This is a genomic window from Prosthecobacter sp. (genome assembly GCF_020439865.1).
Lineage (GTDB): Bacteria > Verrucomicrobiota > Verrucomicrobiia > Verrucomicrobiales > Verrucomicrobiaceae > Prosthecobacter.
Genome location: NZ_JAGRPF010000068.1, coordinates 1 through 15,226 on the forward strand (window position 1 = coordinate 1; position 15,226 = coordinate 15,226).

The following is a 15,226-nucleotide window of genomic DNA, read 5'->3' on the forward strand; positions in this document are numbered from 1 at the left end:
GCGAACACCACCGAGTTGGTGAATGAAATCGTCCGTCTCTCGACGCAGTTCGGCATTTTGACCGAATACACCGCCTTCCTCGCCGAGGAAGGAACCTCGCTCGCGGCCGCACCGGCCAATGCAGCTCGTGCCAATAGCGTTTACAACGACAAGGCGATGAAAACGCGCAGCGGAGCTGCCTCCGTGTCGCAATCGGAGAACCTGAAGCGATCGGCCGAGTCGAAGCAGCTAAACGTCCGCAACCGCTACCTTGATGCCAAGATGGAAGCTGTCGAGATCACGAGCGTGCAGCAGTGTCAGGCCGGCGCCCTGTTTAACAAAGGCAATCGCTGGACCGATGCGAACGCCGCCAAGGCCGAGCGTGCGCCGGACCGCACCGTCGAGATCGGGAGCACCGAGTTTGGCCGCCTCGTGGACGAACTCGCCGCCGACAACCGGCAGGGCCTCCTCGCGCTGCGTGGCGAACTGCTTCTCGAGCATCGCGGCCAGATCGTGCTGGTCCGCTGAATCTTTTTCCCATCCCAACACACCCACACATCCATGAAAACCAAACACATCCTCACTGCCGCGGCCCTGACCGCGTGCATCGCCACCGCCAAGGAAATCCCAAATCCCGCACCCGTGGCGGAAGTCGCCGTGGTCAATGCCACGCCCGACACACCCGTCGTGCAGATCGCCGTTTTGCTCGACACCAGCAGCAGCATGAGCGGCCTCATCGAGCAGGCGAAGACTCAGCTCTGGAAGCTTGTGAACGAATTCATCACAGCCAAGCAGGACGGCAAAACGCCGATCGTTCAGGTGGCGCTCTATGAGTATGGCAAGTCTTCGCTGCGCGCGGAAGAGAACTGGATCCGGCAGATTCAGCCGCTCACGCGTGATCTGGACAAGATCTCCGAAGACCTTTTCGCCCTCACAACGAACGGCGGCGACGAATACTGCGGCGCCGTGATTCAGCGTGCCACCCAAGACCTCGCCTGGGATGCGAATCCGAAGGTGTACAAAGCGATCTTCATCGCCGGCAACGAACCCTTCACCCAAGGGCCTGTTGATTCCAAGAAAAGCTGCCAGAACGCCATCGCGAAGGGCATCATCGTGAACACGATCCACTGCGGCAGCGAATCCCAGGGCATCGCCGGGAATTGGAATCAAGGAGCGCTGCTCGCCGACGGCAAATACCTCGTGATCGACCAGAACCAGGCCATCGTTCACATCGAGGCACCGCAGGACAAGGAAATCGTGAAGCTCAACGAGGAGCTGAACAAGACTTACATCTCCTACGGCAGTAAAGCAGCAGAAAGCAAAATGCGGCAGTCCATGCAGGACAGCAATGCTGCCGCGAAAGCCGAATCCGGCGCGCAGGTGCAGCGCGTCATCAGCAAGGCCAGCGCGAACTATTGCAACAACGCCTGGGACCTCGTCGATGCCTGCAAGCAGAAGGACTTCGACATCAGCAAGGTCAAGGAAGCCGATCTTCCCGAAGAGATGAAAAAGATGAGCGTCGATGAACGGAAGGCCTACATCGTCAAGAAAACCGCCGAGCGTGACGAGATTCAGAAAAAGGTTCTCACCTTGAACAAGGAACGCGAAGCCTACGTCAGCGCCAAGCGCAAGGAGTCCGCCAAGACCGACACGCTGGACACCGCGATGGTGAAGGCCCTCCGCACGCAGGCCGAGAAAAAAGGCATCGCGTGGGAGAAGTAGAACCTTTAACCTTCCGCCATGCCTTCCACCATCCTCGTTGTTGAAGACGACGCCGCGATTCGTCGCGGCGTCCTGGATGCGCTCAAGTTCGCCGGTCATACGACGCTTGAAGCGGGCGATGGTGACAAAGGCCTGAAGCTGGCCCTGAGCGCCACTTTTGACCTCATGCTGCTCGACCTCGTGCTGCCTCACGCGAGTGGCTTCGACATCTTGAAGGCTTTGCGCCGCGAGCGACCGGGGACGCCGGTGATCATTCTTTCCGCTCGTGGCGAGGAGAATGATCGCGTGCGCGGTCTGCGACTCGGCGCGGACGACTACGTCGTGAAACCCTTCAGCGTGCGTGAATTGCTCGCCCGTGTCGAAGCCGTGCTGCGCCGCGCCCCGGAACGCCAGCCGGTGAGTGAAACGCTCGCGCTGGCCGTGGCGACCATCGATTTCGGCCAGAGCGAAGCGCGCTTCGAGAATGGCGACCGTGCCGAGCTCTCCGAGCGTGAGCGCGATGTGTTGCGCTACCTCGCCTTGAACCGCGGGCGCCCCGTTTCGCGCGAAGAACTGCTGCAACGCGTGTGGCACATCGACAACAAGCAGACCGAGACACGTACCGTGGACATGCACATCGCCAATCTGCGTCACAAACTCCGCGACGATGCCGAATCACCTCAGATGATCGTCACTGTTCGCGGCAAAGGCTACCAGCTCGTGTGAAATCACCGTCATGCGCAAACCACTCCACATCTGGATCACCTTCCTCGCCTGCTTCGGGCTGCTGCTCGCGGCGATGGCGTGGGTGAGCTGGCACACGCTGGCGCTGGAGCGCACGCGTGAAGAGGCGGCCAGGGATGCGGACCAGCAGGAGCGCGTGCGGCTGGCGCTGTGGCGGCTGGACTTCCAGGCGAGTGCGCTGCTGATGCGCGAGAACGCACGACCGCCAACCGACTTCCGGCCCTTTCACGCGCCAGAAGGTCTGGTGAACAAGGCCTACGCCAATGTGGCGAAAGGCGACGTGCTCGTGCCATCGCCCTTGCTGGCCGAGGTGCCGGAGCATGTGCTGCTGCATTTCCAGATGGACGCCCGCGGCCAGGTGATGTCGCCGCAGGTGCCTCAAAATGACGAACGCGTGCTGGCGCTGGCTCAGTTCATCAACGCGGACGATCTCACACGCAGCGAGCAGCGTCTGAGTGGTCTGCGCGAACTGTTGGCACAGCCGTCGAATCCGATCACACCTCAGGACAAGGTTTCCGTGTCGTCATGGAACCTGCGTCGCTCTCCGGTGGCCGAACCGGCGGCGCCACCGGTTCTCAATCGCCGTTTGCTGACGGAAGCGGCCTGTGTGAACGCGTTCGACCTCGACGACACGCAGCAGCAACTGGACGCAAGTGATGCCAACCTTCCTCGGCATGCGGCGTGGGCGGTGCAGCAAGGGCAGGTGGCGCAGCAGCAGTCCCTTTACAACATCGCAGAAAACTCATTTCGAAATCGTGCGGTCAATGCCCAGGCTGAGGAGGCGATCAAGCAGCAGCCGACGATCAAGATGAAGGAAGCCCCCGCCAAACCCGTCACGAAAGCCGAGACGGTCGATGCCAAAGAAGCGTTCGCCATGAAGAAGGCGGAAGCGAAGATGGAGTCAGGCGCCGTGGCGATGGTCCCAGCGCCACCTCCGGCCGCTGCGAGCGCGATGCCGTCTCTCGCCGCGGCGGATCCCTTTGGAGGAGCCCAGGCCGATGTCTCCGCCGGTGGCGGTGCGCCCATGGACAAGGCGATTGCCTCACGCAAAAGCACGCCGGCTGCGAACAGTTCGCGGCCCTTCCAAGGTGTATGGCTCGGTAAGAATCTCATCCTCACGCGCGAGGCCTTCGTGGACGGCGTTCGCATGGTGCAGGGCGTGTGGCTGGACTGGCCGGAACTGCATGCCGCGTGGCTGCGCGAGATCACGGATCTGTTTCCTGATGCCAAACTGGAACCCGCCGCCAATGCGAACGTCGGCACACGGCCCACCGACGATCCGCTGCGGTTCGCCGCGTTGCCGGTGCGGCTGGTGCCTGGTGTCATCCAGTTGCCGCCATTGCCGTTCTGGACGCCGTTGCGCCGGTCGCTCGCCATCGCGCTCGCGTGTGTGGTTCTAGCGGCTGCCGCAGTCGGTCTCGTGCTGTTTGGCACCGTGGCGCTCAGCGAACGACGTGCGGCCTTCGTATCCGCCGTCACGCATGAGCTGCGCACGCCACTGACGACGTTCCGGCTGTATTCCGAGATGCTTGCGGACGGCATGGTGGCGGATGAAGCGCAGCGGAAGACTTATCTCGACACCCTGAGCGGCGAAGCAGGACGCTTGAGTCATCTCGTCGAGAATGTGCTCGCGTATGCGCGGCTCGAGCGCGGCAGCGGCCAGGCGCGTGCGGAAAACATCACGATCGGCGAGTTGCTGGACCGCATCCTGCCGCGCCTGAAGCAGCGCGCTGACGATTGCCGCATGGAGGTGCGCGTGCATGCCACGGACGCTGATCGCAAAACGCAGCTGCACATCGACGCGGCGGCGGTGGAACAAATCCTTTTCAATCTCGTCGACAACGCCTGCAAATACGCCGCTCCGCGTGCCGCGGAGCCGGTGATACATGTCGAAGCCGACACGAGCGGTAAATTCGCCATGCTGCGCGTGCGCGATTCCGGCGGCGGCATTTCACGCAGCGAACGGCGGCGCATTTTTCATCCGTTTCACAAAAGCGCCGATCAGGCCGCCCACTCAGCGCCCGGCGTCGGACTCGGTCTTGCCTTGTGCCGTCGTCTCGCGACCGCGCTCGGTGGCGCGATCACGCTCGACACCGCGACGAAGGACGGCGCCTGCTTTGTGCTGCGACTTCCGAAGTGATCAGCGCTCACCTGCAAGCGTGACGGTCCCAGAGAGGATCACGTTGTCAGCATCATCGCGTATTTCTCCTGCCACCTGACCGAGCGTGTCCATGACGGCCTGCAGCGTGCCGCTGATGTGAATCGACTGACCGGGCGTGATGCTGCCGAGGATCTTGATCTGTCGCACCGCGGTGAGACGAAGGTTCTTCAGCGGCACCTCCCCTGGGCGGGTTTGCACGAGAATGCCGCCGAGCTGGGCCAGCGCCTCGACCATGAGCACACCGGGCATGAGCGGCGCATTCGGAAAATGGCCGCGCAGGAATTCCTCGTCGCCCTTGAGCTTCCACACCGCTTTGGCGGAGACGCCTGGGACGAGTTCAGTGAGTTCGTCGATGAAGCGAAACTCCAAACCGTGCGGCAGGGAGGAAAGCGCTTGAACAAGATCGGCGGGCGGTGGCATGCTCCGGTCTTATTCAGGAAACCCCGTCAGAGCAATCGCCAAGATGCGCGCCGGTCATGAACCGTGCGCTCAGGGGAGCATGGCTGCTGATCGTGCTCGTGCTGAGCATGGCCTACTGGGCGGTCGGCGGGCTGTTGTTTGTCGTGGCAGGACTGGTGCTCGCACCCCTGCTTTCGTCTGAGGCGTCCCGCGCTCTCGGCCAGCAGATGCTGCAGGCGGCGTTCCGTGTATTTCTCGCAATGCTGCGTCTGTGCGGGGTCTTTGAATGCGAGTTTGTCGGCTTCGAGGGGCTGCATGGCGTGACCGGCGGGCTGATCATCGCGCCGAATCATCCGGCCCTGTGGGATGCGGTCTTTGTCATCGCCAAGGTGGGCGGGCTGCGCTGCATCTTGAAAGCCTCGCTCATGCACAATCCATTCCTGCGAGGCGGAGCGAAGCTGGCGGGCTTCATTCCCAACAAGCCCGCGCACAAGATGCTGCAGCATTCCATCGAAGCGCTTCGCCAGGGCGACCGGCTGCTGTTTTTCCCCGAAGGAACCCGGACACGGAAGGAGGAAGGCGTCATCAACAGCTTTCAGGGCGGTCTCGGCATCATCGCCACCCAATCGAGCGCTCCGGTGTGGCCGGTGTTCATCGAGACGAACAGCGACTATCTCCGCAAAGGCTGGCCGCTCTGGCGTCTGCCGGACAAAAAGATCAAGCTGCGCATCACGCTGGGCGAGCCGCTCGCCAGCCCGGCGGACGAAGGCGCGACGGCCTTCTCCGAGCGTCTGCGTGAAGTGTACGTGAACGCGCTGGGCGACAGTCCAAAATCGACGCCCTGAACGGGGCTGGATTTCAACTTGCGGCGGGGGGCATTATCGTGTCCATCACGCCTCCCTTGTCGGCGCATGAAGCTTCAGATTCTCATTCCCAGCTACAACACCGGACGCCTGCTGGCGGACACGGTGCTTCACGCGCTGGAACACTGGAGTGACGTATGTGTGGTGCTCGACGGCAGCACTGACGGCAGCGAGAAGGCCGTGGAGGTCATGCAGCCCTCACATCCCGGGCTGCGTTTGATCAAACAGCCCTGCAACTGTGGCAAAGGTGCCGCCGTGCTGCGCGGCGCCGAAGCCGCCAAAGCCGCAGGATTCACCCACGTGCTCACCATGGATGCCGACGGTCAGCACCCGGCAGAGTGGATTCCGAAGTTCGTGCAGCTCGCCGAGGCACATCCTCAGGCGGTGCTTTTTGGCAAACCCGTCTTCGGCCCCGAGGCACCGCAACTCCGCGTGCAGGGCCGTCGCATTTCCAACGGATGGGCGAATCTCGAAACACTCGGCTGGGGCATCGGAGACTCGCTCTTTGGCATGCGGGTCTATCCCGTGCAGGCTTTGCTGGACGCGTTCCGCAGCACGTGGTTTGCAAGACGTTTTGATTTCGACACCGAAGTGGCCGTGCGCGTGTGCTGGCTGGGCGTGCCGACGATCAATGTGCCCACTCCCGTGCGCTATCTCACGCAGGCGGAAGGCGGCGTCTCACAATTTCGCTATGTGCGTGACAATGCGCTGCTCACCTGGATGCATGCGCGTCTGATGATCAGCTTCATGCTGCGTCTGCCGTTTCTTCTCTGGCGCGCACTTCGAGGAGGCAATCCGCTGAAAAATATCGTCGTCGACTGATGGGCGGCACAGATCGCGGCGTTTTCATCTCATGCGAACGCTGCTCCTGTTTCTCGTTTTCGGTGCCGGCCTCCACGCCGCGCCTAACATTCTACTCATCGTCGCCGATGATCAGCGTCCGGACACGATTCGCGCGCTTGGCAATGCGGTCATCGAAACACCGCACCTCGACCGTCTGGCGGCGCAGGGGACCTCGTTCACACGTGCGTATTCGGGCTATCCCATCTGCTATGCCAGCCGTGCGCAGATCCTGACGGGAAACCCGGCCTTCAGGGCGTTGTCGAAGTATCCGGGCAGCGTGGTGAATCCCCAACTCGCCACGATGGCGGGCACACTGCAAAAGGCGGGCTATCACACCTGCTACACGGGCAAGTGGCACAACGACGGCCATCCGATGCAGCGCGGTTATACCACAACGAGCGGACTCTATTCCAGCGGCGGGGCGAAGGGTGTCACGCAGCCGGACATCGATGACCGTGGTCGTCCGCTCACGGGTTATCGAGGCTGGACCTTCAAAGACGCCGACAACAAAACCGAACTCGACAAAGGCGTCGGCCTGCAGCCGGACAACAGCCGGCATGTCGCTGACGGCGCCATCCGCGGCATTCAAACCGCGCCGAAGGACAAGCCGTGGTTTGTGCACGTGAACTTCGCTTTTCCACACGATCCGCGCATGTGGCCTGCGGGCATGAAGGACCGCTACGACGCGGCGAAGATGGTGCTGCCGGCGAACTTCGCGAAGGACCACCCCTTTGATCACGGTAACCGCGGCGGCCGCGATGAAGTCCTGCTCTCCATCCCGCGTGTCGAAAGCGAGGTGAAAGAGGAACTCGCGCTCTACTACGCCATGATCACCGATCTCGATGCGAACCTCGGTCGCATCCTCGATGCGCTGCCATCGTTTGAAGACACCATCATCATCTTCACAAGCGACCAGGGGCTTGCGCTCGGCAGCCATGGCCTGCTCGGCAAGCAGAACGAATACGAGCACAGCATCCGCAGCCCCTTCATCATCTGCGGTCCCGGCCTGCCGAAGGGCGATCGCAGCACGGCGCTCATCAACCTGAACGACATCTTTCCAACGCTCTGCGATCTCTCCGGTGTTGCGATTCCCTCCACGGTGCAGGCCAGAAGCATCGTTCCGTTGCTGCGCCATCAGGCGGATCGCATCCACGATTACGCCTACGGCACCTTCACGAACACCCAGCGCATGATCTGCGACGAACGCTGGAAGCTCATCCGCTATCCCCAGGTCGGCCGCGAGCAGCTCTTTGATCTTCGAAGCGATCCCGATGAACGCCGCGACCTCAGCGCCGACCCGGCGCAACAAACCCGGCTCGAAGAGCTGAAGGCGAAATTGCAGGCGTGGTGCCGCGAGAATGGAGATCCTGATTTGTGACTGGACGCAGGCCTGCTTTTTCGCAACGTTCCCTCCGCGGCCAACCACGCGTCCTTCCATGAAAACGCATCGCCTCTTCCCTCTGCTGGCGGCTCTGATCGTCAGCCTCCTCACCTCCGGCACCAGCCACGCTCAGAAGGCCCCGCGCCAGACAGCGAAGCCCAGGCCCGACCTTGTCAAGGTGCACTACGGCGACCATGAACGCCAGGTGCTCGACTTTTGGAAAGCCAAGTCCGACAAGCCCACACCGCTCGTCGTCTTCATCCATGGCGGTGGTTTCCGCGCAGGCAGCAAGGAGGGCATTCCCGCCTCGCTCTTCGCCCTGTTGGACAAAGGCATCTCGCTGATGGCGATCAATTATCGCTTCTCGCCCGGTGTCACCTTTCCCGCGCACTACATGGACAGCGCGCGTTCGATCCAGTACGCACGCCATCATGCCAAGGAATGGAACATTGACCCGACACGCATCGGCGCGACGGGCGGATCCGCCGGCGCAGGCACTTCGCTGTGGATCGGCTTCCATGACGACATGGCCGACCCGAAGAACGCTGACCCTGTGCTGCGCGAGTCCACACGGCTGAGCTGCATGGCCGTCTCCGGCGCGCAGACCTCGTACGACCCCTTCGTCATCAAGGAATGGGTCGGCGAGGCGGCGGCCAATCATCCGGCGCTCGAAGGTTTCTATGGTCTCAAGCGCGACCAGTACGAGACGCCCGCCGCGCGCGAGATGTTTAAAAAGGCTGCGCCCATCACCTACCTGACCAAAGACGATCCTCCCGTGTATGCGTTTTACAACGAGCCGCGCGGACCCGTGCCCCCGGATGCGAAGCCCGGCACCGGCATTCATCACATCAACTTCGGTCTCAAGCTCAAGGAGCAGATGGACCGGCTCGGCATCGAATGCACGATCCGCCACGCCGACGAAAAGGCGAGCTACGCGCAGGAGGCAAACGAGTTTTTCATCAAGCACCTGCTCGGCACGAAGTGAGCCGCCATGAAACGCGTCGCGGTTCTTGCCTTCTTGTTCTGCGGCAGCCTTGCCAACGCGCAGACGCCCAAGGTCAAGAAGCCGGTCTTCGTGCCTGAACCGCTGCCGCCGCTCGCGTATGCGTTGGAGGATGCACTGGGTGGACTGACGTTTTCGATGCCGGTCGCTGTCGTGAATGTTCCGGGCGACGAAAGTCGTGTGTTTGTCGTCGAAAAGACCGGACGCATCCAGGTGACCAGCGGTTTGGATCAAACGACACCGCAGAAGCAGCTCTTTGCCGATCTCACGCAGCCGTCCGACGGCAAACTTGATGACAAGGGCGAGTGCGGATTGCTCGGCATGGCATGCCATCCCGACTTCGCACGCAACGGCCGCTTCTTCGTCTGCTACAGCCTGCGCATCGATGGTCAACTGCATCAACGCGTCTCACGCTTCGATGGACAGAAAGAGCAGCCTCTCATCACACAGTGCGATCCCGCGAGCAATCACAACGGTGGCGATCTGCATTTTGGTCCGGACGGTTATCTCTACATCAGTGTTGGCGATGGCGGCGGGCAGATGGATGCGTTCAACAACGCGCGCTTCATCAACAAGGACTTCCAGGCCGCGATCCTGCGCCTCGACGTGGACAAGAAATCCGGCAGCCTGCCGCCGAATCCACATCCGGCCATCGCACGTGATGCGAACGGCGAAGCGTTCTACGCGGTGCCGGCGGACAATCCGTTTGTCGGCGCCACGTTGCATCATGGCGAGAAAATCGATCCCGCCACGGTTCGCACGGAAATCTGGGCCACGGGCCTGCGCAACGTGTGGCGCTTCAGCTTCAATCCACCGACAGGACGGTTGTTCGCCGGTGACGTCGGCCAGAATCTCTACGAGGAGGTCGATCTGATCATTAAAGGCGGCGACTACGGCTGGAGTCATCGCGAAGGATTGCACGCATTCGATCTCGGCCCTGGCAAAGACACACCGCCGTCTGATTTTCATCCCATCGATCCGATCTTTGAGTATCCGCACACGACGGGCTTGAGCATCACCGGTGGACGTGTTTGCCACGGCACGAAGTTTCCCGAACTCGAAGACGCCTACATCTGCGCGGACTATGCGTTTGGCCGCGTGATCGCTGCGCGTGAGAAAGAAGGACGCTGGGAGACGCAAATCATCGCCTTCGAGCCCGCCATCACGGGCATCGGTGTCGATCCACGCGATGGCGAGCTGCTGTTCTGCAACATGGCGAAGGGCCGTGTGATGCGCCTCGTCAAAACAGAACCCAAACTCGAAGGCGTGCTGTTCAGCGAGGGCTTTGACGATGCGCAGGCCGATTCACGGGGTTGGTATGATGGCAAAGACGTGCGCATCGTGCCTGAGGGACGACACGGCAACTGCATCGAGTATGAGTGGATCGACGGCAGCGGCGTGACGGGATCATCGGCAAAACGGCACCTGTTTGAGCCCGCGGACGAGATTTTCATCCGCTATTACCTCAAGCTGTCGAAAGGCTGGGGCTGGAGCGGGCGCAGCTATCATCCGCATCTCACGCATTTCATGACCACGGAGAACACGAAGTGGCATGGTCCGGCTGCGAGTCATCTGACGCTCTACATCGAGCCGGTGAACGGCAAACTGCGCCTCGCTGCGCAGGACATTCAAAACAAGGACGCGCCGCATGGACTGACTCAGGGGCCGCTCAAAGGCGGCTACAACGGGCAGATGTTCGACAGCGCGGACGAACTCTTCACCGACGACGCGTGGCATTGCATCGAGGCGCAGTTCAAACTCAACACGCTCGACCTCGCCAACGACAAACCCAACGCTGACGGCATCGTGCGCGGCTGGGTCGATGGCAAACTCGTGATCGATCACGCAAATATCATCCTGCGCTCCACCGACTTCCCCAACATGAAGTTCAACCAGTTCCTCATGGCTCCCTACTTCGGCCCCGGCCTGCTGCCTCATGCGCAGAAGCTGTGGATCGACGAGATGGTCGTCGGCACGAAACGCATCGGGCCACTGCACGCGGAAAGAACCTCCCGCTGACCGTCGTCACAACAGCCGGTTTCGTTTCATTCCAACCCAAGCACCTCATGAAACTATGGCTTCTCTTCACGGCCCTGATGGTTTCGGTGCTGGCAGGCGGTGCTGACACGGAAAACTGGCCGCAGTATCGGGGTGCGAACTCGGACGGGCTTGGTGAAGGCGCGACGCTGCCGGACACATGGAGCGAGACGGAAAACGTGGTGTGGAAGGTGAAAGTGCCCGGCTGGGGGTGGTCATCGCCGATTGTGTGGGGCGACAAGGTTTTTGTGACGTCGGCCGTGAGCGCAACCGAACTGCCGACACCGCATGTGGGCGGCTATCCAGGCGGACACGTCGAACAGAAAGAGCCGCATCGCTGGATGCTTTACTGCCTCGACTTTGAGACGGGGAAAATCCTGTGGGAGTTCGAAGCGCACAAGGGCATCCCGCCGCAGATGCGACATCCGCGCAATTCCTTCGCCTCCGAGACACCGGTGACGGATGGCGAGCATGTGTATGCCTACTTCGCGAACATCGGCCTGTTTTGCTGCGACATGTATGGCCAAAAGGTTTGGGAGCGACGCTGGCCGAGCTATCCGATGCGCGACGGCTGGAACACCGGCACCTCGCCGGCACTTCACGGCGACCGCATTTTCATCCAGAATGACAATGATGAGGCGTCGTTCCTCGAAACGCTCGACAAGCTCACCGGCAAGACGCTCTGGCGCGTGTCGCGCGATGAGAAGAGCACGTGGTCCACGCCCTACGTTTGGGAAAGCGGTGCGCGCACCGAACTGGTGACCATCGGCATGAACAAGATCCGCTCTTATGCACCGGAAGACGGCACCGTGCTTTGGGAGCTGAGCGGCACCGCCGGTCTCGTGAGCCAGACGCCGTTGTCGAAACACGGACTGCTCTATGCGGGAGCGGGTTATCACTACGGGCCGCTCTACGCGATCAAACCCGGTGCCAAGGGCGACATCACACTCCAAGGCGACGCGACAAGCAATGAGTTCATCGCGTGGACGCAGAAACACGGGTCGAGCATTCACCCCTGCTACCTCATTAGCGGCGACCGGCTCTTCGTCTGCTACGATTCCGGCCTGCTCGCCTGCTTCAACGCGAAGACGGGCGAGGAGATCATCCCGAAGACACGCCTCAACACGAAAGGCGGGCGCTTCTATGCCTCGCCTTGGGCTTACAACGGTCACATCTTCATGCTGAACGAGAACGGCGACACCTGGGTGATCGAGGACGGCCCGGAATACAAACTCGTGCGCAAAAACTCTCTCGGCGATGTCGCCTGGGCCACGCCGGCCATCGCACGCGGCAGCTTGTTCATTCGCACGTATTCGTGGCTGTATCGGCTGCAGAACAAAAAATGATCCGTCATGAAACTCCCGCGCATCCTTCTCATTTGGGCGACCGCCTGCGCCATGTTGCCTGCCCAGGAATCGCAAACGCTCAAAGCGGTGAAGGATCGCTCCGAACGCGGCACGCTGAGCGATCAGCGTCAGCTTGTGCGCGGCGACACGGGCAAATGGAATGATGCGGCGATGCTGCTGCGCGCGCCCTCCCCCGCACGGAAGCCAAAGGGCATGTCGCTCGATGATTGGATCGACGAATTGTCCGAGAAAAAACCCACCATGACCGCCGCGGATGAGAACTGGTTCCTCTTCCGCACACGCCAGCTCGATGACAACGACCGTGTGTGGATCGAAAAGATCGAGCGCACCGGCACTGAATTCACCATCACCATGCATGAGGCCGTCTGGAAAGGGAAGTACTTCAAAACCTTCACCTACTATGAGGTGGATGCCGTGAACCTCGGCAAACTGCCGCCGGGCGATTACACGGTGAAGTGGATCGTGAAACCGCTGATCTTCAAACAGCTCGAAAAACCGCGTGAGGCCCAGAACAACTACCAGACGAACTGGCCGGCGGATGAAGAACCAGCAGAGAGCAGGCCGGTCGAAATCAAGACCGCGTTTAGTGTGCGCGAATAGCGAACCGATGATAGGTCTGAGCAGCAGTCATGAACCGAGCCCTGCGAACCATCTTTTTCCAATCAGCCGTCTGGCTGACGCCGCTTGTTTCAAGAGCGGCGGACGAGCGCGTGATCATGGAAGCACCTGTGCGGGTAGTTGCCTCCGCGAGTCCGGACGTTTTTCCCGAGTCGTGGTGCAAGTCACCTGTGCTGGCCTCGGGTGAGGAACTGCCGGAAGAAGAGTTCGAACGCGTGCGGAAGATTCTGGGCCGCGCTCTTGCCAAGTATCCGCCACAGATTCTCCAGGCAGATCTGAAGGCGGTGTATGTGCTCGCCGAACTGCGATACAGCGGCGTCATCACCAGCGGCACCAACTCGCGAACCTGCGTGTATTTGAAGATCGGCGATGAGAAGAAGGGCTTCACTGACACGCACATCGAGAGTGTGTTTCACGCCGAGTTCTCCAGCATTCTACTGCGCAATCACGCGCGTCATTTCGACAAGGAAGCCTGGCAGGCGGTGAACCCGCCGGGTTTTCGATATCTCGGCAACGGCGTCGATGCCGTGAAGCAGAAAAAGGCAGGCCTCAAACTGAGTGATGCCTTGCACGAGATCGGCTTTCTCAAAGAATACTCACAATCGACGCTGGAGAACGACTTCAATGCACTGGCCAACCTCCTTTTCAGCGGTGATGCCAACCTATGGGAAATCTCGGCCCGGTTTCCAAAGATCCGACGCAAGGTGGACCTCGCGCTCGCCTTCTATCAAAAGCTCGACCCAGCTTTCACCGAGTTGTACTTCCGCAGCTTCACGAAACAGAACGTTGCGCGTTGAGCCTCCGTTGCGTTTCTCCACGCCCTGCAAGCCATCCTTGACCGCTTGCGTTCAGATACCAACATGCGCACACTCCTCCCTCTCCTTCTTGCCGCCGCATCACTCCACGCCGCCGACTGGCCGCAGTTCCGCGGTCCCACCGCGGACGGTGTCACCACCGACACGAATCTGCCGCTGACGTGGAGTGAAAAAGAGAATCTCATCTGGCGCACCGAGCTGCCGGGTCCGGGATCATCGAGCCCCATCGTCAGCGGCGACCGAATCTTCCTCACCAGCTACAGCGGCTACGGTCTCGACGTGAAGGAGCCCGGTGACATGAAGAACCTCAAGCGCCACGCGATCTGCCTCGACAAAAACACGGGCAAGATTCTTTGGAATCACGAGGTCGTCACCGATCTTCCCAACGCCCCTTATGCCGGCACTTACATCACCACGCACGGTTACGCCTCGAGCTCGGCGGTGACCGATGGCAAGGGTGTGTTCTTCTTCATGGCGAATGCGGGCGTCTTTGCCTACACCGTCGATGGCAAGCCCGTCTGGAACGTCAGTGTCGGTGAAAAGGCGCACGACTGGGGCGTCGGCTCGTCGCCCATCCTCTACGGCGATCTGCTCATCGTGAATGCCGCGCATGAGAGCAATCAACTGCTTGCGCTCGACCGCAACACCGGCAAGACCATGTGGAGCGTGACCGGTTTCCCCGCCTCATGGAACACCCCCACGATCGTGAAGGTCGATGGGCACGACGAACTCGTCCTCAACGCCAGCGGCAAGCTGCGCGCCTTTGATCCAAAGACCGGTAAGGAGCTCTGGAGCTGCAACAGCATCCGGGCGGCCGAGCTATGCCCGAGCATTGTCGCGCATGACGGCATCATTTTCGTCATCGGTCATCCCGGCGGACAGAGCCAGGCCGTCAAAGCGGGCGGCAAAGGCGATGTCAGCGCCACGCACCTCCTCTGGCAGCAGCAGAAAGGCAGCAATGTCGGCTCGCCCGTGTACAAAGACGGTCATCTCTACTTCATCAACGACAGCCGCGGGGTCGCCACCTGCCTCGATGCGAAGACTGGCGAGGTCGTCTACGAGCAGCCGCTCGCCTCGCGCCAGAAACGCGACCGCTGGTATTCCACACCGCTGCTTGCAGGCGACCGCCTGTATTGCGTGGGCCGCCAGACCGGCACCTACGTACTCGCCGCGAAGCCTCAGTTCGAACTCCTCGCCACCAACGTGATCGCCGATGACGACAGCGTCGCCAATGCAAGTCCCGCCGTGAGCGATGGGCGCATTTTCCTGCGCTCGAACAAGTTCGCGTATTGCTTTGGAACCAAATGACACTCGA

At 61.1% G+C, this 15,226-nt stretch carries 14 protein-coding genes; 13 read left to right on the plus strand and 1 reads right to left on the minus strand.

Annotation, left to right across the window (positions count from 1 at the left end):
* The 4 genes from KDL09_RS06925 to KDL09_RS06940 form a co-directional block, all read left to right on the plus strand.
* On the plus strand, window positions 1-507 hold a 507-nt coding region (locus KDL09_RS06925; protein ID WP_294383070.1), incomplete at its 5' end, for a hypothetical protein.
* Between the two features lie 33 nt (window positions 508-540).
* On the plus strand, window positions 541-1,701 hold the full coding sequence (locus KDL09_RS06930) for a VWA domain-containing protein (RefSeq protein ID WP_294383072.1): 1,161 nt from the start codon (window positions 541-543) through the stop codon (window positions 1,699-1,701).
* An 18-nt stretch (window positions 1,702-1,719) separates the two neighbouring features.
* Window positions 1,720-2,406, plus strand: a complete 687-nt coding sequence (locus tag KDL09_RS06935; RefSeq protein WP_294383074.1) for a response regulator transcription factor — start codon at window positions 1,720-1,722, stop codon at window positions 2,404-2,406.
* Window positions 2,407-2,416: 10 nt separating this feature from the next.
* Window positions 2,417-4,564 (plus strand): HAMP domain-containing sensor histidine kinase, encoded by a 2,148-nt coding sequence (locus KDL09_RS06940; protein WP_294383076.1) that lies wholly within the window; start codon window positions 2,417-2,419, stop codon window positions 4,562-4,564.
* Here KDL09_RS06940 and KDL09_RS06945 read toward each other — a convergent pair whose 3' ends face one another.
* Entirely contained in the window at window positions 4,565-5,005 is a 441-nt protein-coding gene (locus KDL09_RS06945) for a 3-hydroxyacyl-ACP dehydratase FabZ family protein (protein ID WP_294383078.1), read from the minus strand.
* Between the two features lie 56 nt (window positions 5,006-5,061).
* Between KDL09_RS06945 and KDL09_RS06950 the strand changes: the two genes are divergently transcribed.
* The 9 genes from KDL09_RS06950 to KDL09_RS06990 all read left to right on the plus strand — a co-directional run bounded on the left by KDL09_RS06950 (window position 5,062) and on the right by KDL09_RS06990 (window position 15,219).
* Complete coding sequence (locus KDL09_RS06950) at window positions 5,062-5,829, plus strand: lysophospholipid acyltransferase family protein (protein WP_294383080.1); 768 nt, start codon at window positions 5,062-5,064, stop codon at window positions 5,827-5,829.
* A gap of 66 nt (window positions 5,830-5,895) precedes the next feature.
* A complete protein-coding gene (locus tag KDL09_RS06955) occupies window positions 5,896-6,669 on the plus strand; it encodes a glycosyltransferase family 2 protein (RefSeq protein WP_294383082.1) in 774 nt (257 codons plus the stop codon).
* Window positions 6,670-6,700: 31 nt separating this feature from the next.
* Window positions 6,701-8,068: a sulfatase-like hydrolase/transferase gene (locus KDL09_RS06960; RefSeq protein ID WP_294383084.1), complete on the plus strand. Its 1,368-nt coding sequence runs from the start codon at window positions 6,701-6,703 to the stop codon at window positions 8,066-8,068.
* Window positions 8,069-8,126: 58 nt separating this feature from the next.
* Window positions 8,127-9,056 (plus strand): alpha/beta hydrolase, encoded by a 930-nt coding sequence (locus KDL09_RS06965; RefSeq protein ID WP_294383086.1) that lies wholly within the window; start codon window positions 8,127-8,129, stop codon window positions 9,054-9,056.
* Between the two features lie 6 nt (window positions 9,057-9,062).
* Complete coding sequence (locus tag KDL09_RS06970; protein WP_294383088.1) at window positions 9,063-11,093, plus strand: PQQ-dependent sugar dehydrogenase; 2,031 nt, start codon at window positions 9,063-9,065, stop codon at window positions 11,091-11,093.
* Window positions 11,094-11,140: 47 nt separating this feature from the next.
* On the plus strand, window positions 11,141-12,457 hold the full coding sequence (locus KDL09_RS06975) for a PQQ-binding-like beta-propeller repeat protein (protein ID WP_294383089.1): 1,317 nt from the start codon (window positions 11,141-11,143) through the stop codon (window positions 12,455-12,457).
* Window positions 12,458-12,463: 6 nt separating this feature from the next.
* Window positions 12,464-13,078: a hypothetical protein gene (locus KDL09_RS06980; RefSeq protein WP_294383092.1), complete on the plus strand. Its 615-nt coding sequence runs from the start codon at window positions 12,464-12,466 to the stop codon at window positions 13,076-13,078.
* A gap of 29 nt (window positions 13,079-13,107) precedes the next feature.
* Window positions 13,108-13,893 carry a hypothetical protein gene (locus KDL09_RS06985; RefSeq protein WP_294383094.1) on the plus strand — a complete coding sequence of 262 codons (786 nt, stop codon included), beginning with the start codon at window positions 13,108-13,110 and terminating at the stop codon, window positions 13,891-13,893.
* Between the two features lie 63 nt (window positions 13,894-13,956).
* On the plus strand, window positions 13,957-15,219 hold the full coding sequence (locus KDL09_RS06990) for a PQQ-binding-like beta-propeller repeat protein (RefSeq protein WP_294383096.1): 1,263 nt from the start codon (window positions 13,957-13,959) through the stop codon (window positions 15,217-15,219).
* Window positions 15,220-15,226: the final 7 nt, after the last annotated feature.

What these genes read in the sequence shown, in the direction of transcription:
- KDL09_RS06990 (WP_294383096.1), top strand. Translation starts at nt 13,957, where the DNA reads ATGCGCACACTCCTCCCTCTCCTTCTTGCCGCCGCATCACTCCACGCC.
- KDL09_RS06950 (WP_294383080.1), top strand. Translation starts at nt 5,062, where the DNA reads ATGAACCGTGCGCTCAGGGGAGCATGGCTGCTGATCGTGCTCGTGCTG.
- KDL09_RS06985 (WP_294383094.1), top strand. Translation starts at nt 13,108, where the DNA reads ATGAACCGAGCCCTGCGAACCATCTTTTTCCAATCAGCCGTCTGGCTG.
- KDL09_RS06935 (WP_294383074.1), top strand. Translation starts at nt 1,720, where the DNA reads ATGCCTTCCACCATCCTCGTTGTTGAAGACGACGCCGCGATTCGTCGC.
- KDL09_RS06965 (WP_294383086.1), top strand. Translation starts at nt 8,127, where the DNA reads ATGAAAACGCATCGCCTCTTCCCTCTGCTGGCGGCTCTGATCGTCAGC.
- KDL09_RS06980 (WP_294383092.1), top strand. Translation starts at nt 12,464, where the DNA reads ATGAAACTCCCGCGCATCCTTCTCATTTGGGCGACCGCCTGCGCCATG.
- KDL09_RS06975 (WP_294383089.1), top strand. Translation starts at nt 11,141, where the DNA reads ATGAAACTATGGCTTCTCTTCACGGCCCTGATGGTTTCGGTGCTGGCA.
- KDL09_RS06945 (WP_294383078.1), bottom strand. Translation starts at nt 5,005, where the DNA reads ATGCCACCGCCCGCCGATCTTGTTCAAGCGCTTTCCTCCCTGCCGCAC.
- KDL09_RS06970 (WP_294383088.1), top strand. Translation starts at nt 9,063, where the DNA reads ATGAAACGCGTCGCGGTTCTTGCCTTCTTGTTCTGCGGCAGCCTTGCC.
- KDL09_RS06930 (WP_294383072.1), top strand. Translation starts at nt 541, where the DNA reads ATGAAAACCAAACACATCCTCACTGCCGCGGCCCTGACCGCGTGCATC.
- KDL09_RS06955 (WP_294383082.1), top strand. Translation starts at nt 5,896, where the DNA reads ATGAAGCTTCAGATTCTCATTCCCAGCTACAACACCGGACGCCTGCTG.
- KDL09_RS06940 (WP_294383076.1), top strand. Translation starts at nt 2,417, where the DNA reads ATGCGCAAACCACTCCACATCTGGATCACCTTCCTCGCCTGCTTCGGG.
- KDL09_RS06960 (WP_294383084.1), top strand. Translation starts at nt 6,701, where the DNA reads ATGCGAACGCTGCTCCTGTTTCTCGTTTTCGGTGCCGGCCTCCACGCC.